The sequence below is a fragment of the Streptosporangium amethystogenes subsp. fukuiense genome, assembly GCF_042665875.1.
GTDB lineage: Bacteria > Actinomycetota > Actinomycetes > Streptosporangiales > Streptosporangiaceae > Streptosporangium > Streptosporangium fukuiense.
This window is the reverse complement of sequence record NZ_JBHTEE010000001.1, coordinates 598,819-616,650: the sequence shown is the minus strand read 5'-3', so window position 1 is coordinate 616,650 and position 17,832 is coordinate 598,819. Positions and strand designations below refer to the sequence as shown.

Annotated in this window: 18 protein-coding genes; 15 read left to right on the top strand and 3 right to left on the bottom strand. The window is 70.3% G+C overall.

The genetic code is table 11. From position 1 onward, the window contains the following. The 4 genes from ACFQVD_RS02685 (at position 1) to ACFQVD_RS02670 (ending at position 2,137) form a co-directional block, all read left to right on the top strand. Positions 1 to 438 carry a gas vesicle protein gene (locus ACFQVD_RS02685; RefSeq protein WP_343979412.1) on the top strand — a complete coding sequence of 146 codons (438 nt, stop codon included), beginning with the start codon at positions 1 to 3 and terminating at the stop codon, positions 436 to 438. Then, positions 431 to 1,240, top strand: a complete 810-nt coding sequence (locus ACFQVD_RS02680) for a GvpL/GvpF family gas vesicle protein (RefSeq protein WP_343979409.1) — start codon at positions 431 to 433, stop codon at positions 1,238 to 1,240. The genes ACFQVD_RS02685 and ACFQVD_RS02680 overlap by 8 nt, the downstream gene beginning before the upstream one ends. Next, entirely contained in the window at positions 1,230 to 1,541 is a 312-nt protein-coding gene (locus ACFQVD_RS02675; RefSeq protein ID WP_343979406.1) for a gas vesicle protein, read from the top strand. Before ACFQVD_RS02680 ends, ACFQVD_RS02675 begins: the two co-directional genes overlap by 11 nt. 71 nt (positions 1,542 to 1,612) lie before the next feature. Beyond that, positions 1,613 to 2,137, top strand: coding sequence for a gas vesicle protein K (locus tag ACFQVD_RS02670; RefSeq protein ID WP_386270490.1), 525 nt, complete (start codon positions 1,613 to 1,615; stop codon positions 2,135 to 2,137). Between the two features lie 91 nt (positions 2,138 to 2,228). Here the strand turns inward: ACFQVD_RS02670 and ACFQVD_RS02665 are convergent, their stop codons facing one another. Then, a complete protein-coding gene (locus ACFQVD_RS02665) occupies positions 2,229 to 4,892 on the bottom strand; it encodes a glycoside hydrolase family 3 N-terminal domain-containing protein (protein ID WP_343979400.1) in 2,664 nt (887 codons plus the stop codon). Between the two features lie 469 nt (positions 4,893 to 5,361). Here ACFQVD_RS02665 and ACFQVD_RS02660 point away from each other — a divergent pair, with 469 nt between their 5' ends. Next, entirely contained in the window at positions 5,362 to 6,345 is a 984-nt protein-coding gene (locus tag ACFQVD_RS02660; RefSeq protein WP_386270489.1) for an ornithine cyclodeaminase family protein, read from the top strand. A gap of 106 nt (positions 6,346 to 6,451) precedes the next feature. Here ACFQVD_RS02660 and ACFQVD_RS02655 read toward each other — a convergent pair whose 3' ends face one another. Further along, positions 6,452 to 7,180: an SDR family oxidoreductase gene (locus ACFQVD_RS02655; protein WP_343979392.1), complete on the bottom strand. Its 729-nt coding sequence runs from the start codon at positions 7,178 to 7,180 to the stop codon at positions 6,452 to 6,454. Positions 7,181 to 7,392: 212 nt separating this feature from the next. Between ACFQVD_RS02655 and ACFQVD_RS02650 the strand changes: the two genes are divergently transcribed. From ACFQVD_RS02650 to ACFQVD_RS02605, 10 genes are all read left to right on the top strand, one after another. Beyond that, on the top strand, positions 7,393 to 7,974 hold the full coding sequence (locus ACFQVD_RS02650) for a TetR/AcrR family transcriptional regulator (RefSeq protein ID WP_343979389.1): 582 nt from the start codon (positions 7,393 to 7,395) through the stop codon (positions 7,972 to 7,974). Positions 7,975 to 8,414: 440 nt separating this feature from the next. Beyond that, a complete protein-coding gene (locus ACFQVD_RS02645) occupies positions 8,415 to 9,584 on the top strand; it encodes a cytochrome P450 (protein WP_343983058.1) in 1,170 nt (389 codons plus the stop codon). A 149-nt stretch (positions 9,585 to 9,733) separates the two neighbouring features. Continuing rightward, positions 9,734 to 10,519: an SDR family oxidoreductase gene (locus ACFQVD_RS02640; protein WP_343983061.1), complete on the top strand. Its 786-nt coding sequence runs from the start codon at positions 9,734 to 9,736 to the stop codon at positions 10,517 to 10,519. Then, positions 10,516 to 11,844, top strand: a complete 1,329-nt coding sequence (locus tag ACFQVD_RS02635; protein WP_343983064.1) for a cytochrome P450 — start codon at positions 10,516 to 10,518, stop codon at positions 11,842 to 11,844. The genes ACFQVD_RS02640 and ACFQVD_RS02635 overlap by 4 nt, the downstream gene beginning before the upstream one ends. Further along, positions 11,841 to 12,044 carry a ferredoxin gene (locus tag ACFQVD_RS02630; protein ID WP_343983068.1) on the top strand — a complete coding sequence of 68 codons (204 nt, stop codon included), beginning with the start codon at positions 11,841 to 11,843 and terminating at the stop codon, positions 12,042 to 12,044. Before ACFQVD_RS02635 ends, ACFQVD_RS02630 begins: the two co-directional genes overlap by 4 nt. Further along, the gene (locus tag ACFQVD_RS02625; protein WP_030922986.1) at positions 12,044 to 12,592 is read left to right on the top strand and encodes a Cif family virulence factor; all 549 of its coding nucleotides are present in this window, start codon (positions 12,044 to 12,046) and stop codon (positions 12,590 to 12,592) included. Before ACFQVD_RS02630 ends, ACFQVD_RS02625 begins: the two co-directional genes overlap by 1 nt. After that, positions 12,561 to 14,105 carry an aldehyde dehydrogenase gene (locus tag ACFQVD_RS02620; RefSeq protein ID WP_343983073.1) on the top strand — a complete coding sequence of 515 codons (1,545 nt, stop codon included), beginning with the start codon at positions 12,561 to 12,563 and terminating at the stop codon, positions 14,103 to 14,105. The genes ACFQVD_RS02625 and ACFQVD_RS02620 overlap by 32 nt, the downstream gene beginning before the upstream one ends. Next, the gene (locus tag ACFQVD_RS02615; protein ID WP_343983076.1) at positions 14,105 to 14,833 is read left to right on the top strand and encodes an SDR family oxidoreductase; all 729 of its coding nucleotides are present in this window, start codon (positions 14,105 to 14,107) and stop codon (positions 14,831 to 14,833) included. Before ACFQVD_RS02620 ends, ACFQVD_RS02615 begins: the two co-directional genes overlap by 1 nt. Positions 14,834 to 14,894: 61 nt before the next feature. Further along, positions 14,895 to 15,743, top strand: a complete 849-nt coding sequence (locus tag ACFQVD_RS02610) for an NAD(P)-dependent oxidoreductase (protein ID WP_343983079.1) — start codon at positions 14,895 to 14,897, stop codon at positions 15,741 to 15,743. Between the two features lie 34 nt (positions 15,744 to 15,777). After that, positions 15,778 to 16,104: a carboxymuconolactone decarboxylase family protein gene (locus ACFQVD_RS02605; RefSeq protein WP_245651864.1), complete on the top strand. Its 327-nt coding sequence runs from the start codon at positions 15,778 to 15,780 to the stop codon at positions 16,102 to 16,104. A gap of 137 nt (positions 16,105 to 16,241) precedes the next feature. Here the strand turns inward: ACFQVD_RS02605 and ACFQVD_RS02600 are convergent, their stop codons facing one another. Then, positions 16,242 to 17,501 (bottom strand): nucleotide sugar dehydrogenase, encoded by a 1,260-nt coding sequence (locus ACFQVD_RS02600; protein WP_343983084.1) that lies wholly within the window; start codon positions 17,499 to 17,501, stop codon positions 16,242 to 16,244. Positions 17,502 to 17,832 lie beyond the last annotated feature (331 nt).

The window sequence follows — 17,832 nt, the reverse complement described above, 5'->3', positions numbered from 1 at the left end:
ATGGCCGAGGTGGGGCGATCCGGCACGCTCCCCAGGGCCTACGGCGGGGGCCTGGCGAGCAACGGGGGTCCCGCCAATCTCGCCGACATCCTGGAACGGGTGCTCGACAGAGGCATCGTGATCGTGGGCGACATCCGAGTGAACCTGCTGGACATCGAGTTGCTCACCATCAAGCTGCGCCTGCTCATCGCCTCGGTGGACACCGCCCGGGAACTGGGCATCGACTGGTGGGAGCACGACCCGTGGGTCACCGCGCAGGATCGAGACCTGGTCGCGGAGAACCGCCGTCTCCGCCGTCAACTGGCCGCCGCCGGGGAGGGCGGGCCAGACGAGCGGGAAGAGAGATCCCCCAGGAAGGTCAAGGAGTCGAGAGGTGCCAGAGGGCCACGGGAGTACAGCGAACCTGACAGGTTGAGGAAGCGGGAACGCGATGGCTGAGGCCGGTACGTATCTCTACGCGATCTCCCAGGACCTGGGCCGCGCTCTGCCCGCCGACGTGTCGGGCGTGGCCGGGGCCCCCGTACGTGCGATCACGCACGAGGGTCTGGTCGCGTACGTGAGCCCGGTTCCCCTGGACGAGTTCGGCGAGGAGCCGCTGCGGCGTTCCCTGGAGGATCTGGACTGGGTCGGGGGGACGGCCCGCGCTCACCATCGCGTCGTGGAGGCCGTGTCACAGCAGGCTCCCACGGCACCGGTCCGGCTGGTGACCGTCTACAGCACCGAGGACCAGGTCCGTGACCTGCTGCACCGCAGGCATGACGACTTCGCCGCGGTGCTCGCCCGCGTCACCGGTCGCAGGGAGTGGGGAGTGAAGGCGTACGCCTGTGCGGCCGCGGCCGACTCCCCCTCGGCCGACTCCGCCGACTCCGCCGCGGAGCCGGAGGACGACAGGCCGGGTACGGCCTACCTGAAACGTCGCCGGGCGAATCTGCGCGGCCGGGAGGAGACGTGGCGCCTGACGGCTGAGCGCGCGGAGCACATCCACGCCACCGTGGCCGCCACCGCTGTCGCGAGTCATCGTCACCGGCCCCAGGATCCGGAGCTGTCCGGCCGCGAGGACCCGATGGTGCTGAACGGCGCCTACCTCGTCGACGAGGACCGCGCGGAGGAGTTCGTCGCGACCGTCGACGGTCTGCGCGGTCAGGGGATCGACGTGGAGCTCACCGGCCCCTGGGCGCCCTACTCCTTCACCGCGCTGGATCTCGGCCCGGCCGACCGGGAGACCTCCGATGACACGTGACCACCGCCCGCGCGGCGCCGAGCTCGCCGCCCAGGGACGCATTCCCGCCGAACGCGTGGCGCTCGTCGACCTGCTCGACCGGCTGCTGGCGGGCGGGGTCGTCGTCAGCGGCGACCTCGTGCTCTCCATCGCGGACGTCGACCTCGTCCGCATCTCCCTACGCGCCCTGATCACATCCGTGTGGGCGATCGACCCGGTCCCCTCCGCGAACCCGCCCGGCACGGTCACGGTCGCACGGACCTTCGGCGCGACCGCCCCTGCGAAGGCGCTCGACTCACCGGACCAGGGGTTCCCGCGGTGAACCGCCCGTCAGAAAAGAAGCTCCACGAGACGGAGGCCCCCGGTGTCACCCGGAAGAGACCCCGTGCCGCCGTGGAGGACCCACGCACCGCGCGGCAGGCGTCCGGCAGGGCGCGGGTGCCCGCCGAGACCTCGCCCAGGACTTCCGAAAACACCCGGAGGAGCTCCGGTGAGGTGAGCGGGGCGGGCGGGGTGTGGCAGGAGGCCGGTGGGGTGTGGGAGAGGACCGGTGGGGTGTGGGAGGGGGCCGGCGGCGTGTGGGAGGGTTTCCGGAACACGCGTAGAACGGCTCGGGGAACGGCACGGGGGACGGCGCGGAGCGGCCATTGGCGGGTGAACACCGACCCGGAGACGGTCGAGCGGGACCTGACCCGCCTCGTGCTCACCCTCGTCGAGCTCATCCGGCAACTGGTGGAACGCCAGTGCGTGCGCCGGATGGACCGGGGTGACCTGTCGGACGAGCAGGTCGAGGTGCTGGGACTGACGCTCATGCGTCTGGAGGAGGCGATGACCGAACTGTGCGAGCGCTTCGGACTCTCCCCCTCCGACCTCAACCTCGACCTCGGGCCGCTCGGAACCCTGCTGCCCACGGACTGACCCACCTGCCCGGGACCGGAGACGCGAGGGACAGGTCTCGGTGGCCGGACCACCGAGTCCCGTCCCTCGGATCTCTCGTGCGCGAAGAGCCCTAGGTCAGGTCCTCACACTTTTTGGCGTCGGGGTCGTTGGCCGCCTTCGGCACCCAGCGGATGTTGGCGAACGAGGCGGAGAACGCTCCGTCGGTGTAGACGAGGAACGGGGTGTTGACCACCTCAAGGTCGAGGCCTCCCGCGGCGAAGCAGGCGATGGGAATCTTGACCGTCGACTTGCTCCCGGCCGGAAGTCCCTGGAAGAGGGAGGTCGCCACCACCTCTGAGAGGCACGGATAGACGCAGTGCACGCTGAGCACGGTCCTCGCGGCCGGGGCCTGGTGGACGATGGTGTCGAAGACCAGAGCCGCATCGGAGTTGAGGTAGCCCCGAAGGTCGGAGCCGCCCGCCGGGTCCTGCAGGTAGATCTGTGCCGGGCCCGTGCCGCTCCAGGTCGCCTTCAGGCCGTCCTGCTGCACGTTGACGTCCGACTGCACCACGGAGATCTCGGCGTGCGACGCCTGGCCGTCGGCGCCGATCTCGGTGCCGCCCCAGTTCTCCGCCGAACCGATGAAGCTCTTGTAGGGCGCGATGTCGGTCCGGTTGAAGATCTCCAGATCCTCGCTCGCCTCACCGCCGCCGCCCTGCCCGCCACAGCCGAACTCGGGCGCGGTCTCGTCCAGCGTGCCGACCGCCCCGCTCTGGCCGTTGCGCAGGCCGTAGCCGAGCGGGAAGAGCGGGTCATAGCCCTCGGTGCCCGCGTTGAGCGGCGTCTGGCAGGCGCTCTTGGGCCAGGAGTAGGGCAGCTTTCCGGTGAAGCCGTCGCGGTACCTGCCCCGGACGAGCACGTCGGCGACACCGCCGCCCTCGGTGCCCGGCAGCCATGCGGCGACGAAGGCGTCGGAGCGGTTGAGCTCCTTGTTGACCCAGAGCGGCCGGCCGCTGACGTAGACGGTGACGACGGGCGCGCCCTTGCCGCTGACCCGATCCAGCACGGCGAGGTCGGCGGGGTAGATCTTGGCGGCCTCCAGCGAGCGCCGCGCGAGGTCCCCGACGCCCTCGGCGTACGGCGTCTCGCCGATCACCGCGATGACCGCGTCGTACGCCGAGGGGTCGACGCCCTCGCCGGTCTCGTTGAAGGTGACGTTGGCCGCGCCGAGCGCCTCGCGCAGGCCGCCGAGGATCGTCGTGCCGTTGGGGAAGTCGGCGTTGACGTTACCGGTGCCCTGCCAGGTGAGGGTCCAGCCGCCGGTCTGGTTCTGCAGGCTGTCGGCGCTCTTGCCGACCACGAGGACCTTGGAGTTCGCGGCCAGCGGCAGCACCCTGCCGTTGTTCTTGAGCAGGACCTGCGACTTGCGCGCCGCCTCCCTGGCGAGCCTCCTCGCCTGCAGCGCGTCGCTGGAACCGGCGAAGGCCCGCTTGGAGGGCTTCGGCCCGTCGAGCACGTTGGTGCGCAGCTTCACGCGCAGGATGCGGGTCACCGCGTCGTCGATGCGCGCCATCGGGATCTCGCCGCTCTGGACCTGGGCGATCGTGTTGGCGATGAACGCCTTCCAGTCGTTGGGCACCATGACCACGTCGATGCCCGCGTTGATCGCCTGCGGGCAGCTCGCGTTGGTGCAGCCGGCGACCTGGCCGATGCCGTTCCAGTCGGAGACGACGATGCCGTCGAAGCCGATCTTCTGCTTGAGGATGTCGGTGAGGGCTCGCTTGCTGCCGTGCAGCTTGCCCTCGTTGATACCGAGGTCGGCGTTGGTCCAGCTGTTGAACGACGCCATCACGCTCTGGGCGCCGGCTGCGAGCGCGCTGTAGTAGCCCTGGCCGTGCACGTTGATCATCTCGGCCTCGGACGAGGGGTTGACGCCCTGGTCCACGCCCTTGATGGTGCCGCCGTCACCGATGAAGTGCTTCGCGGTGGCGATGACGCCGTCGGAGCCGATGCCGCGCGGGTGCTTGCCCTGCAGTCCCCTGACCGCCTCGTAGCCGTACGCGCGGGTGATCCGGGGGTCCTCCGAGAAGCCCTCGTAGGTACGGCCCCACCTGTCGTCGAGGGGGACGGCGAGGGTGGGCGCGAACGCCCAGTCCTGGCCGGTGGCGCGGATCTGCCTGGCGGTCGCCGCCCCGATGTCACGCACCAGGCACGGGTCCTGCGCGGCGCCCAGGCCGATGTTGTGCGGGAAGACCGTCGCGCCGTAGACATTGTTGTTGCCGTGGACGGCGTCGATGCCCCAGATGACGGGGATCTTCGTCCGGGTGGCGACGGAGGCGTTCCAGTAGGCGTCGGCGAGATCGAGCCAGGCCTTCGGCGCGGCGTGCTTGTCACGGTTGGGCCACGCGCCGCCACCGTTGAGCACCGAGCCGATGAAGTACTGCTTGACCTCGTCGGGAGTGATCGCGCTGATCTCCGGCTGGGTCATCTGGCCGACCTTCTCGGCGAGCGTCATGCCCGCGAGGATCTTCGCCACCCGCTTCTCGTCCGACCGGTTCTGATCGATGGCGCTGTCGACCTTGGGCCACTCGGCGAGGGTGGGCAGCTTCTTCTCGATACGGGCACAGCCTCGGGCGTCCAGGGCCGGTTTGCCGATCACCGGTTGCCGGCCGCCCGTCGCGGTCTCGGCGCCCGCGCTCGGGATCCCGGCGACACCGGCCGCCAGGACTGTGAGGCTCGCCAGCACCGCGAGCCTGCTCCGGTTGGCGCCCGGCCGGGCGAAGGGTCTGATCATCGAAGGTCCGTTCTCCAGGCACAGCGACGGTCGTGGCGGCCCCCGAGTCCGCACTTCGCAGATCCTTACGCTGTGACGCTGCCGAGTCAATAGTTTCGCGAGAGCGCTCTCTCAGCTGAACACCTGTTCGATACAGGGCTCGCGGCTTGTAAACCCCGCCTATCAGGCCTTTTACAACGCGATACGACCGCATCACCGCTGGCCGGACGACCCAAACCCTGCTCTTCTGAGAGCGCTCTCAAGATTTGGGCGGACATTTCCCAAGCCGGCCCGGCCGACGACCCGTCAAAATACGGCGCTCGTGACGTTCAGCACCTCGTGCACGACTCGATCGCCGGCTCACGCTTTCACGCAAAGGCGCACGCGCACCCGACAGAGCACGGACGACCAGCGGTGATGCATACCGGATCTCGACCTCCACGTTCGAGGTCGACCCCCGCGATCCTCTCGTTCCGGGGTTCGTGTTTCGATGAACGGCGTGCGCTATCTCGACACCGCGGCAGTCACCGCGGCCCTGACTCCCGCCGACGCCGTAGAAGCGATCACGGCTGCGCTCACCGCCGGGTTCGACCCCGCATCCGACACCGCGCGGACCACGGCCCACACCGGTCACGGCCACTTCCTCCTCATGCCCTCGGAAGTCGGCGGGCACGCGGGAGTGAAGGTCGCCACCGTCGCACCGGAGAACCCGGCGTCGGGACTTCCGCGCATCCAGGCCTGCTACCTCCTGTTCGACGCGGCGACGCTGACGTTGCAGGCCATCCTCGACGGCACCGCGCTGACGACCCTTCGCACGCCCGCCGTCTCCGTAGCAGCGGTGCGCCCCGCCCTCAGCCGCATCCGTGAACCGTTGCGAGTGGTCGTCTTCGGCGGTGGACCCCAGGCGGTCGCACATGTGGACACCCTCGCCGCCGTCGTCGACGCTCCTGTCGCCACGGTGACGTTCGTCGTGCGTCGGCCGGAACAGGCGACGGCAGCGGTCCGTGAACGGGGCGACATGATCCGCGCCGGCAGCGAGGACGTCAGGGCGGCGTTGGCCACCGCGCACGTCGTCATCTGCGCGACAAGCGCACGCGCGCCGCTGTTCCCCGCAGATGCCGTCTCGCCCGAAGCGATCGTGATCGCCATCGGCTCACACGAACCGGACGCACGCGAACTCGACAGTGCCCTCCTCGCGACGGCATCGGTGATCGTCGAGGACATCGACACCGCCCTGCGCGAAGCGGGCGACGTGATCCTCGCCCAGAGCGAGGGTGCCATCGAGACCGGCGACCTGATCCCGATGAAGGCCGTCGTCACCGGTACCGTCTCCCTCGCCGTCGGCCGTCGGGTCGTGTTCAAGAGTGTCGGCATGTCCTGGCAGGACCTCACCGTCGCAAGCGCGGTTCTCGCCCAACCGGACTCCACCGCCGAGGGCCGTCAGCCCAGGACCGGAATCGAAGCACCACGATGACGCCGTGTCATCGGACGCCCCGGTCCACCATCGGCGGCACGGTACATGCCGTGAGAACGACGACGGGATAAGGCCGACCAGCCGGCGAGGCGGTGCCCCGCGGGTCTCAGGACATGGTGTTGCCGCCGTTGACCGCCAGGCGCTGGCCGGTGATGAAACGGCCGCCGGGCGAGGCCAGGAAGGCGATCGCGTCGGCCACCTCGGCGGGCACTCCCATCCGGCCCAGCGGCAGGCCCGCACGGTACTCCTCGACGTCCATTCCCTCGTGGCGCTCCACCGGTATCCAGCCGGGCTCGACGGTGTTGACGGTGATGCCGTACCGCCCGAGCTCGTTGGCCCAGGAACGGGTCAGGCCGTGCATCGCCGCCTTGGCCGCGACGTAGTGCCCCATCTCAACGTTGCCCAGGTCGACGACCTCGCTGCCCACGTTGACGATCCGGCCCGAACCGGCCTCGCGCATCGCGGGCAGCACGGCCCGCAGGATCAGCAGCGGCGCCTTGACGAAGAACCGGAGCTGGTCGAGGTGATGCTCCCAGGTCTGCTCGGCGAGGGGCACCAGCGGCTGGGGTCCGGTCGCGTTGTTGACCACGACCTCGACCCGCCCCGCCTTCTCGGTCACCTCCGCGATCCCCCGCCGTACCGACTCCTCGTCCGTCACGTCGAAACGGGCCAGGAACGCCCGGCCTCCGGCCGCGGAGATACGTTCGACGACGGCCGTGGCACCCGCGGTGTCGTGGGCGTAGTTGACGCCGACGGTCCAGCCGTCCTCGGCGAGCCGCACGGCGATGGCGGCACCGAGCCCCCGCGAGGCCCCGGTGACAAGCACGCATCCCATCCGCTTCCCCTTTCCTGACTTTTCAGGATTCCACGGCTCTCATGCCACGAGTGGAGCCGCTCCCATTGTGGCGGGCTCTGGCACCCGTGCCTCGTACCGGTCCCGCGGGGCGAGAAGGTTCGGAGACGGCCGGTTCCTCCGGGAGTTTGGGACTAGGCAAGTGACGGGGCGTGGGCTAGCTTCTGGACAGGTGTCCAGTTTGAGGAGCGACAATGCCCAGGACCACCGAGGCGCCCCGGGCCCGGCTGTCGGGCCGGCAGGCCGAGACCGTGCGCAGGCTCACCGAGGCGGCGGTCGAGGAGGTCGCCGAGCACCGGTACGAGGGGTTGACGGTGCGCGGGGTCGCCAAACGGGCCGGGGTCGCGCCCGCCACCGCCTACACCTACTTCGCCTCCAAGAACCACCTGCTGGCGGAGGTGTTCTGGCGGCGGCTGCGCGACCTGCCGGAACCGGACCCGCTCCCCGGCGGCTCCCCCGCCGACCGGGCCGCCGAGGCGCTGAGCGCGGTGGCGCTGCTGGTCGCCGACGACCCGGCGCTCTCGGCCGCGTGCACCACCGCGATGCTCGCCGACGAGCCCAATGTCCTTCGGCTGCGTGCCCGCATCGGGCTCCGTGTCCACGAGCGGATCTCCGGCGCCACCGACGCCTCGCCCGCCGCCCTGCAGGCCTTCGAACTGGCCTTCTACGGCGCGCTGGTCCAGGCGGGGATGGGCCACCTCTCCTACCGCGACCTCCCCAACCTCCTCGCCACCACCGCCAGAACCATCTTCCCCCGTACCGAGGAGTGCCCATGAGGCCGCGCCGGCTACCCCTGCCAGGAACGAGCCAGACGAACCGCCCCGAGGGAGTGGCCCGTGAGGCCGCGCCGGGGACTGGACCGAGGAGGGCGGGGTCGTGAGGAACGAACGACCCCGCTCGACGAGGGAAGGACCCGGGTCCCAGCGGCCGAACCGCGACGCGTTAGCGTCGCCGGCAACCCGTGAGGCCGCGCCGGGGACTGGACCGAGGAGGGCGGGGTCGTGAGGAACGAACGACCCCGCTCGACGAGGGAAGGACCCGGGTCCCAGCGGCCGAACCGCGACGCGTTAGCGTCGCCGGCAACCCGTGAGGCCGCGCCGGGGACTGGACCGAGGAGGGCGGGGTCGTGAGGAACGAACGACCCCGCTCGACGAGGGAAGGACCCGGGTCCCAGCGGCCGAACCGCGACGCGTTAGCGTCGCCATCGACACAGCTCGTGTACAGCCCCTATGACTACGTGGTTCATGAGGATCCGTATCCGATCTACGCCAGGCTCAGGGAGGAGGCGCCGCTCTACCGCAACGAGGAGCTGGACTTCTGGGCGCTGTCCCGGCACGGTGCCGTGAGCGCCGCTTTCAGGGACACCGCGACCTACTCCAACGGGTACGGAGTGTCGCTGGAGCCCACCGCGTGGGGGCCGAAGGCGCACCGGACGATGTCCTTCCTGGCCATGGACCCGCCCCGGCACTCCAGGATGCGGGCGCTGGTCTCGCGGGGGTTCACCCCGCGCCGGGTGGCCGCCCTGGAGCCGAGGATCAGGGAGATCACCCGGCTGTACCTGGAGCCGGCACTGGAGTCCGGACGGTTCGACTGGGTCACCGCCGTCGCGGGACGGGTGCCGATGGACGTGATCTCCGAGCTGATGGGGGTACCCGAGTCCGACCGGCAGGAGCTGCGACGGCTGGCCGACGTGGTGGTGCACCGCGACGACGGCCTGCAGGACGTGCCGCAGGAGGGCATGGCCGCCTCGCTGGATCTGGTCGTCTACTACTCCGACATGCTCGCGCGACGCCGCGCGCACCGGACCGAGGACCTGACCAGCGCCCTGCTGGACGCGGAGATCGACGGTGACCGGCTGACCGACGAGGAGATCATCGCGTTCCTGTTCCTGATGGTGGTCGCGGGCAACGAGACCACGACGAAGCTGCTCGCCAACGCCCTGTACTGGGCGTACCTGAACCCGGCGGAGGGTGCCAAGGCGCTGGGCGGGGCGATCGGGCCGTGGGTGGAGGAGACCCTTCGCTATGACACCTCCTCGCAGATGCTCGCCAGGCGCGTCACCGGCGAGGTGGAGATGTACGGTACGCGACTGCCGGCCGGTTCCCGGCTGCTGCTTTTGGTCGGCTCGGCCAACCGCGACGGACGGGTGTTCCCCGACCCGGACCGCTACGACCTCGACCGGGACACCAGCGAACTGATCAGCTTCGGCCGCGGCGGCCACTTCTGCCTGGGCGCCTCACTGGCCCGGCTGGAGGCGCGGGTGGTGCTCGGCGAGCTGGCCCGGCAGATCACCGGCTACGAGATCGACCTGGCCTCGGCGGAACGGGTGCACTCCGCCAACGTCCGCGGCTTCGCCCACCTGCCGATGAGCGTGACACGCCGATGAACCGCCACCGAGGTATCCGGAGCGCCGCCCGCCGGCCGGGGTTCCCGAACGCCCCTCACCGTGTCGCCCGACCGGCGTCCGGACCATCCGAGTCCCCACCGCCCCCGATGACCGAGCCGTACGCGAGCCGCTGACCATGGAGGTTTCCCATGCCGAGAATTCCCCCGCATCCCGAGCGCAGGCCGGTCCTGGTCACCGGGGCCTCGTCGGGCATCGGCGCGGCCGTGGCCGTGGGACTGGCGGAGGCCGGGTATCCGGTGGCGCTGGGAGCGCGCCGGACGGCGATCTGCGAGGAACTGGCGGCGAAGATCCGGGCCGGGGGCGGGGAGGCGGTGGCGCTGCCGCTGGATGTGACCTCGGACGAGTCCGTCTCTTTTTTTGTCTCCGGAGCCGAGCAAGCGTTAGGTGAAATAGAGGTGGTGGTCACCTGCGCCGGAGAGGTGACGCCGGAGAACTCCTACCAGACCTCCACCCCCTCCTTCGAGGTTCAACTCCAGCTCAACCTCGTCGGCACCCAGCGGTTCGTGTCCGCGGTGGTCCCCGCGATGGCGGCCAGGGGCCGCGGTGACATCGTGTTCGTCACCTCCGACGTCGTACGCCTGCCGCGCCCCCGGATGGGCGCCTACGTCGCCGCCAAGAACGGGCTGGAGGGACTGGCCAGGGCGATGCAGATGGAACTGGAAGGCACCGGGGTACGCGCCTCGATCCTGCGCCCCGGCCCGACGCTCTCCGGCATGGGATCCACCTGGCCCGTGGAGGTCCTGCAACCGGTCCTGGACGACTGGACGAGGTTCGGGCTGGCCAGACACGACCGCTTCCTCAAACCCCGCGACGTGGCCGCGGCCGTCCTCGCCGTCGTCTCCATGCCCCGCGGCGCCCACATAACCCTCCTCGAAATAGAACCCGAAGCCCCCCTGCGCGAAGGAGAGAGATGATTACCAGACCTCCGGCGGTGTCGGGAAGTGAGCACCTGGAGGAGTTGCGCACCGATCCGATCGCGCTGATGCGGCGGGTGCGGGAGGAGTGCGGGGACGTCGGCACGTTCGCGCTGGCGGGGCGGCCCGTCGTGCTGCTGTCCGGCGCGGAGGCCAACGAGTTCTTCTTCCGCTCCACGGAGGAGGACCTCGACCAGGCCGAGGCGTACCCGTTCATGAAACCGATCTTCGGGGAGGGCGTGGTGTTCGACGCCCCGCCCGAGCGGCGCAAGGAGATGCTGCACAACCAGGCATTGCGGGCCACCATGATGCGCGGGCACGCCGAGACCATCGAGCGGGAGGTCAGGGAGCTGGTCGCGCTCTGGGGCGACGAGGGCGAGATCGACCTGCTCGACTGGTTCGCCGAGCTGACGATCTACACCTCCTCCTCGTGTCTGATCGGCCGGAGGTTCCGCGAGCAGCTCGACGTGCGGTTCGCACGCCTCTACCACGATCTTGAGCGCGGCACCGACCCGATCGCGTTCGTGGACCCGTACGCCGACATCGAGTCGTTCCGCCGCCGCGACGAGGCCAGGGTGAGGCTCGTGGCGCTGGTCCAGGAGATCATGGACTCGCGCGGTCCCGCGGCGCGGGAGGACCGCGACCTGCTGGACGTGCTGCTCTCGGTCAGGAACGAGGACGGCACGCCGCGCTTCGGCGCCGACGAGGTCACCGGGATGTTCATCTCGATGATGTTCGCCGGGCACCACACCACCTCCGGCACCGCCGCCTGGACGCTCATCGAACTGCTGCGCAACCCGGCGGTGCTGGCGGAGGTCACCGGGGAGCTGGACGCGCTGTACGCCGACGGCTCCGCGGTGAGCTTCCAGGCGCTGCGCGAGATCCCGGTGCTGGAGTCGGCGATCAAGGAGGCGTTGCGGCTGCACCCGCCGCTGATCCTGCTCATGCGGGTGGCCAAGACACCGCAGCGGGTGTGCGGGTACGACATCGAGCCCGGTGATCTGGTGGCCGCCTCCCCCGCGATCTCCAACCGGCTGCCCGGCGACTTCCCCGCGCCGGACGAGTTCCAGCCTGGGCGCTACGCGGAGCCGCGCCAGGAGGACCTGGTCAACCGGTGGACGTGGATCCCGTTCGGGGCCGGCAGGCATCGCTGTGTGGGAGCCCAGTTCGCGATGGTCCAGCTGAAGGCGATCTTCTCGGTGCTGCTGCGGGACTGGGAGTTCGCCCCCGCCCAGCCGTTGGACAGCTACGAGAACGACCACAGCAAGATGGTCGTCCAGCTCCGGCGGCCCTGCGCGGTCCGCTACCGCAGGCGGGCCCGATGAGGGTCGTCCTGGATCCCGACCTGTGCCAGGGGCACGCCGAGTGCGAGTTCGCCGCCCCGGAGGTCTTCTCCGTGCCCAGACGCGGCGTGGTGGAGATTCGGCGAGACGCCCTGCCCGACTCTCTGCCCGACACCCTGCTCGACGCGGTGCGCGAAGCCGTGCGGAACTGCCCGACCCGGGCCCTGCGACTGGAGGACTGATGTATCCCCGCGAAGAGCTGGACGAGATGGTCCGGCTGTGGCTGTCGTCCAACCGGGAGTGCGAACGTCTCGGCGACTGGAGGCCGCTGGCCTCCCTCTACACCGAGGACGCCACCTACGGCTGGAACCTCGGACCCGAACTGGAGTTCATGGCCGTGGGCCGGCAGGAGATCCGCGACATCGCGCTCGGCCAGGAGATGGGCGGTCTGGACGGCTGGCGGTACCCGTACCAGAAGGTCCTCGTCGACGAGGTCGCCGGCGAGGTGGTCGGCTTCTGGAAGCAGGTCGCCGAGGCGACGCGCCCCGACGGCACGCCGTACGAGGTGGCCGGGATCGGCGGTTCGTGGTTCAGGTACGCCGGTGAGATGAAGTGGTCGTGGCAGCGCGACTGGTTCGACTTCGGCAACGCCACCGCGCTGTTCGTGGAGATGATCCAGGCGGGCGTGCTGACCGACGGCATGAAGCGCCGGATGGAGCGCGCCGGCGGCAGACCCGACGGCTGGTACCGGCTGGGCGGTGCTCCCGTCGCTCTCTGGGACCGCCCGTGAGCCGCCGGCCCGGCCGCGCGCCGCGCCGGGTTCCGGAACGGGCCGCGCCGCCCTCCGGGCGCGTGCCGGAGCGGGCTCCGGCCGTAAGGGGGCGGCGATGAGCGGCCGGTTCGCGAGCGTCAACCCCGCCACCGAGGAGGTGGTCGGCGAGGCCCGCGACGGGACACCCGCCGACATGGACGCGGCGATCGGCGCGGCGCGGGAGGCGTTCGACGCCGGGGCGTGGTCCGCCGACCCGCGGCTGCGTGCCCGCTGCCTGCGCCAGCTGCGGGACGGGCTCGTCGCGCACGCCTCCGAGCTGCGGGAGCTGACGGTGGCGGAGGCAGGTTGCCCGGTCTTCCTGACGTACGGCCCCCAGCTGGACGCTCCGGTGGCGGATCTGGGCTGGTTCGCCGACCTCGCCGAGTCCTATGAGTGGTCGCGGGACCTGGGGGTGGGCGCGCCGATGGGCATGACGTCGCGGCGTACCCTGCTGCGCGAGCCCGCCGGAGTGGTCGGCGCGATCACCCCGTGGAACTTCCCGCACCAGATCAACCTGGCCAAGCTGGGCCCGGCGCTGGCGGCGGGCAACACCGTGGTGCTCAAACCCGCCCCCGACACTCCCCTGGTGGCCGAGTTCATGGCGCGGATCGTCCAGCAGGAGACGGACTTCCCGCCGGGCGTGCTGGGCGTCGTCACCTCCTCCTCGCACGCGCTCGGCGCCCAGCTGGTCGCCGACCCGCGGGTGGACCTGGTCTCGTTCACCGGTTCCACCGCGACGGGCCGCTCGGTGATGGCCTCGGCGGCGGCGACCGTGAAGCGGGTCTTCCTGGAGCTGGGTGGCAAGTCCGCCTACATCGTGCTGGAGGACGCGGACATCGGTTCGGCCGCGGCGATGGCGGCCTTCGCGGTGGCCACCCATGCCGGACAGGGGTGCGCGATCACGACCCGGCTGCTGCTGCCCCGGGCGCGGTTCGACGAGGGTGTGCACGCCGCGGCCAGGACGCTGGGCAAGCTGGGGGTGGGCGACCCCGCCGACCCCGGGACCGTCTGCGGACCGGTGATCTCGGCCGCGCAGCGGGACCGGGTGGAGTCCTACCTGCGGCTGGCCGTGGACGAGGGCGGCGCGTTCGCCTGTGGCGGCGGGCGGCCACCGGAGCGGGACAGGGGTTTCTGGATCGAGCCGACCCTCGTCGTCGGGGTGCCGAACTCAGCGAGGGTCGCCCAGGAGGAGATCTTCGGCCCGGTACTGGTGGCCGTGCCGCACGACGGGGACGACGACGCGGTGCGGATCGCCAACGACTCGCCGTACGGGCTGTCGGGCGCGGTGCACGGGGGCGACGAGGAGCGCGCGCTGGCGGTGGCCAGGCGGCTGCGGACCGGAACGGTCGGCGTCAACGGCGGGCAGTGGTACGGCGGGGACGTGCCGTTCGGCGGTTACAAGCAGTCGGGGGTCGGCCGGGAGATGGGCGTGCTCGGCTTCGAGGAGTACCTGGAGAGCAAGGTCGTCGCCACCCCTCACGGAGGTCAGTGATGCGTTTCGAGAACAGGGTGGCGATCGTCACCGGCGGCGCGCGAGGAATCGGCGAGGCCTACGTCCGCGCCCTGGCGGCCGAGGGCGCGAAGGTGGTGGTGGCCGATCTGGAGACCGAGCCGGGCGAGCGGGTGGCCGAGGACGTCGGCGGGGTGTTCGTCAGAACCGACGTGGCCGACCCCGAGTCGGCGAGGGCGATGGCCTCGGTGGCCAGGGAGAGTTTCGGCAGGCTCGACTACCTGGTCAACAATGCCGCGATCTACGGCGGGATGAGGCTGGACTTCCTGATCACCGTGGACTGGGACTACTACCGGAGGTTCATGGCGGTGAACCTGGACGGGGCGCTGAACTGCGTGCGCGCCTGCTATCCGCTGATGGGCGAGGGCGCCTCGATCGTCAACCAGTCGTCGACCGCCGCGTGGGTCTACTCCGGGTTCTACGGCCTGGCCAAGGTCGGGATCAACGGCCTGACCCAGCAGCTCGCCCACGAACTCGGCGGCATGGGCATCCGGGTCAACGCGATAGCCCCCGGCCCCACCGACACCGAGGCCACCCGGGCGGTGGTCCCCGAGGGCTACCGCAAGCGGATGGTCGACGACCTGGCGCTCAAGCGGCTCGGCCGGCCCGAGGACCTGACGGGGATGTGCCTGTTCCTGCTGTCGGACGAGGCGGGCTGGATCACCGGGCAGATCTTCAACGTGGACGGCGGGCAGGTGATCCGGTCATGAGCGGCGCGACATGGGCGCAACCCCGATCGAGTGACCTTCGAATCAACAAGGGGGTTCTCCATTGAGACTCGGATTCATCGGGCTGGGGCAGATGGGCGCGCCGATGGCCACGCACCTGGCCGACTGGCCCGGAGGGCTGCTGGTGCACGACATCAGGGCCGAGGCGTGCGCGCCGGTGGTGGAGAAGGGCGCGCGGGCCGTACCGGACCCGCTGGAGATCATGGCCGAGGCCGATCTGATCGAGGTGATGGTCCTCGACGACGAGCAGGTACGCCAGGTCGTGCGTGCCGGACTGCCGGCCGCGAGGGCGGGCACGGTGGTCGCCGTCCACTCGACGATCGCCCCGTCCACCGCCGAGGAACTGGCGGCCGAAGCCGAGCCGTACGGCGTGCACGTGGTGGACGCCCCGGTGAGCGGCGGCTTCATGGGCGCCCACCAGGGCAGACTGGCGGTGTTCGTGGGCGGCTCCGAGGAGGCGGCCGAGCGGTGCGAGGAGCCGTTCGGGCGCTGGGCGGAGCTGGTGCTGCACGTCGGCCCCGCCGGGGCCGGCACCAGGGCGAAGCTGGCGCGCAACCTGCTGCACTTCGCGTCGTTCGCCGCGGCGGCGGAGGCGCAGCGGCTGGCCGAGTCGTGCGGGATCTCGCTGAAGGCACTGGCGCGGGCCGTCAAGCACTCGGACGCGATCACCGGCGGCCCGGGGGCGATCATGCTGAGGAAGACGACGGGACCTGTAACGCCGGACGATCCCTGGTACGACATATTGCTACATGTTAGGACTCTGGGGGAGAAAGATCTTACCCTCGCACTGGAACTGGCACAGGCCAGAGGGGTGGAGACCCCCCTGGCCGCCCTCGCCCTCGAACGGCTGGCCGACGGACTCGGAGTGCCCCATGAGCGATCACACGAATGACACTCCTGACCGCCGGAGGCGCGGATTGGAGATCATGAAACAGGTCTACGGCTGGGATCACGTCGGGGACGGTCCTGGCGACTTCTTCGGGATGACCGTCGAGCACCTGTTCGCCGAGGTGTGGTCCAGGGAGGGGATCTCGACCCGCGACCGGCGGCTGCTGCTGGTCGGCCTGCTCGTCGGGCAGGGCATGGACGATGTCGTCGGGCTCCAGCTGGACGCGGCGCTGAGGACCGGTGACCTCACCCCCGACGAGCTGCGCGAGATCGTCATCTTCCTCACCCACTACGCCGGGTGGCCCCGGGGGGCCAAGCTCAATGGCCAGGTCGAGGAGTTGATCGCCCGCGTCATGAAGTCCTAGCCCTCGCGGAGCACCGGCGGGGCCACCGTCGTCGCCCTTCTCCCGGCCCCTCGGGGCCGGGATTCCCCGCGCCACCGACGCGCCGCCCCATGGGAGACGCGCGGCGGGGCACAGTGGGGCATGGTGGGGCACGGTGGTCACAACCTCTCGACGTTGGGCCCGCGGCAGCGGTTGCGGGTGTCGAGGACGAAGCCGCTCGCCCGCTGGACGAGCTCGTAGTCGAAGCGGTCGTGGTCGGTGAGGACCAGCACCACGTCCGCCGCCGCCAGCTCCCGCTCCGAGAAGGCGACGACCTCGACGCCCTCCGGCAGCAGGAAGCAGTCCACATGCGGGTCCGCGGCCCGCACGTCCGCGCCCAGCTTGCGCAGGCCCCTGACCACGTCGATCGCGGGCGACTCGCGGCAGTCTCCGGCGTTCTTCTTGTACGCGAGGCCGAGCGCGAGCACCCGGCTGCCGTTGACCGGCTTGCGCAGCCGGTTCAGTGCGAGGCCGACCCGGTGCACGACATGCTCCGGCATGTGGTCGTTGATGTCGTTGGCCAGCTCCACGAACCGGAAGTTGTGTCCCAGGCTGCGCTTGACCTTCCAGGACAGGTACGAGGGGTCGATCGGCAGGCAGTGCCCGCCGACCCCGGGCCCCGGAGTGAAGCGCAGGTAGCCGAACGGTTTGGTCGAGGCGGCGTCGATGGCCTCCCAGACGTCGATGCCGAGCTGCTGCGCGAAGATCGACAGCTCGTTCACCAGGGCGATGTTGACATGCCTGAAGGTGTTCTCCAGGAGCTTGCACAGCTCGGCCACCTGTGGCGAGGAGACCGGGACCACCTCGCCCACGATCCTCGCGTAGAACGCCCTGACCCTCTCCAGGGACGCCCCGTCGATCCCGGAGACCACCTTCGGCGTGTTCTCCAGGCGCCAGCGCGCGTTGCCCGGGTCGATCCGCTCGGGGCTGTAGCCGAGGTGGAAATCGCGCGGCGCGCACAGCCCGGAGCCGTCCTCCAGCAGCGGCAGCAGATATTCCTCGGTGGTCCCCGGATAGGTGGTGGACTCCAGCACCACCGTGGCGCCCGGCCGCAGCAGCGGGGCGAGCGACTCCCCCGCCGCGCCGATGTGGCGCAGGTCGGGAACGCCTTCGCGCAGCGGCGTCGGCACGGTTATCACGCAGACGTCGAACCCCTCGGCGTCGGCGTAGTCGGCGCTGGCCAGATAGCGCCCCGACCGGTGGGCAGCGGCCAGCGTCTCGTCGCCGACGTCCTCGACATAGGACTCGGCGGCGTTGAGCCGTTTGACCCGCCACTCGTCCAGGTCGATCCCCACGACGTCGAACCCCGCGTCGACCGCCCGCATCGCCAGAGGCAGGCCGACGTAACCCTGGCCGACAACGACCAGCTTCTCTCCCATGTCAGGACCCCCGTCACTTCAAGTGATATATGACCTGACTGTAGGAGCCGAGTGTTCTCACAACATTGATTTGGGCCCCTGGGCGTGTCGCCTCCGCATTTCGCGGGTCCGCCGCATGTCGATTCAGGATGGCGAGAACGACAACAGTAAGGTCGATTTCTCAGGTGCACATCGATTTCAAATTACCAGACAAAGGGACAATTTTATGATAAATAGTGATCGCCCTCGCGCTCTCCGTCGGAATGGCCTCAGCCCCTACCTGGAAGCGGCTCTCGCAGCCGTCCTCACATTGGGCGCACCCCTTGTGATGCCACCCAGCGCGAACGCAGAC

Excerpts from the sequence above, each read along its gene's own strand:
- ACFQVD_RS02615 (WP_343983076.1), top strand. The coding sequence starts at position 14,105 with ATGCGTTTCGAGAACAGGGTGGCGATCGTCACCGGCGGCGCGCGAGGA.
- ACFQVD_RS02675 (WP_343979406.1), top strand. The coding sequence starts at position 1,230 with ATGACACGTGACCACCGCCCGCGCGGCGCCGAGCTCGCCGCCCAGGGA.
- ACFQVD_RS02660 (WP_386270489.1), top strand. The coding sequence starts at position 5,362 with ATGAACGGCGTGCGCTATCTCGACACCGCGGCAGTCACCGCGGCCCTG.
- ACFQVD_RS02600 (WP_343983084.1), bottom strand. The coding sequence starts at position 17,501 with ATGGGAGAGAAGCTGGTCGTTGTCGGCCAGGGTTACGTCGGCCTGCCT.
- ACFQVD_RS02625 (WP_030922986.1), top strand. The coding sequence starts at position 12,044 with ATGTATCCCCGCGAAGAGCTGGACGAGATGGTCCGGCTGTGGCTGTCG.
- ACFQVD_RS02650 (WP_343979389.1), top strand. The coding sequence starts at position 7,393 with ATGCCCAGGACCACCGAGGCGCCCCGGGCCCGGCTGTCGGGCCGGCAG.
- ACFQVD_RS02680 (WP_343979409.1), top strand. The coding sequence starts at position 431 with ATGGCTGAGGCCGGTACGTATCTCTACGCGATCTCCCAGGACCTGGGC.
- ACFQVD_RS02655 (WP_343979392.1), bottom strand. The coding sequence starts at position 7,180 with ATGGGATGCGTGCTTGTCACCGGGGCCTCGCGGGGGCTCGGTGCCGCC.
- ACFQVD_RS02630 (WP_343983068.1), top strand. The coding sequence starts at position 11,841 with ATGAGGGTCGTCCTGGATCCCGACCTGTGCCAGGGGCACGCCGAGTGC.
- ACFQVD_RS02665 (WP_343979400.1), bottom strand. The coding sequence starts at position 4,892 with ATGATCAGACCCTTCGCCCGGCCGGGCGCCAACCGGAGCAGGCTCGCG.
- ACFQVD_RS02640 (WP_343983061.1), top strand. The coding sequence starts at position 9,734 with ATGCCGAGAATTCCCCCGCATCCCGAGCGCAGGCCGGTCCTGGTCACC.
- ACFQVD_RS02635 (WP_343983064.1), top strand. The coding sequence starts at position 10,516 with ATGATTACCAGACCTCCGGCGGTGTCGGGAAGTGAGCACCTGGAGGAG.
- ACFQVD_RS02685 (WP_343979412.1), top strand. The coding sequence starts at position 1 with ATGGCCGAGGTGGGGCGATCCGGCACGCTCCCCAGGGCCTACGGCGGG.
- ACFQVD_RS02605 (WP_245651864.1), top strand. The coding sequence starts at position 15,778 with ATGAAACAGGTCTACGGCTGGGATCACGTCGGGGACGGTCCTGGCGAC.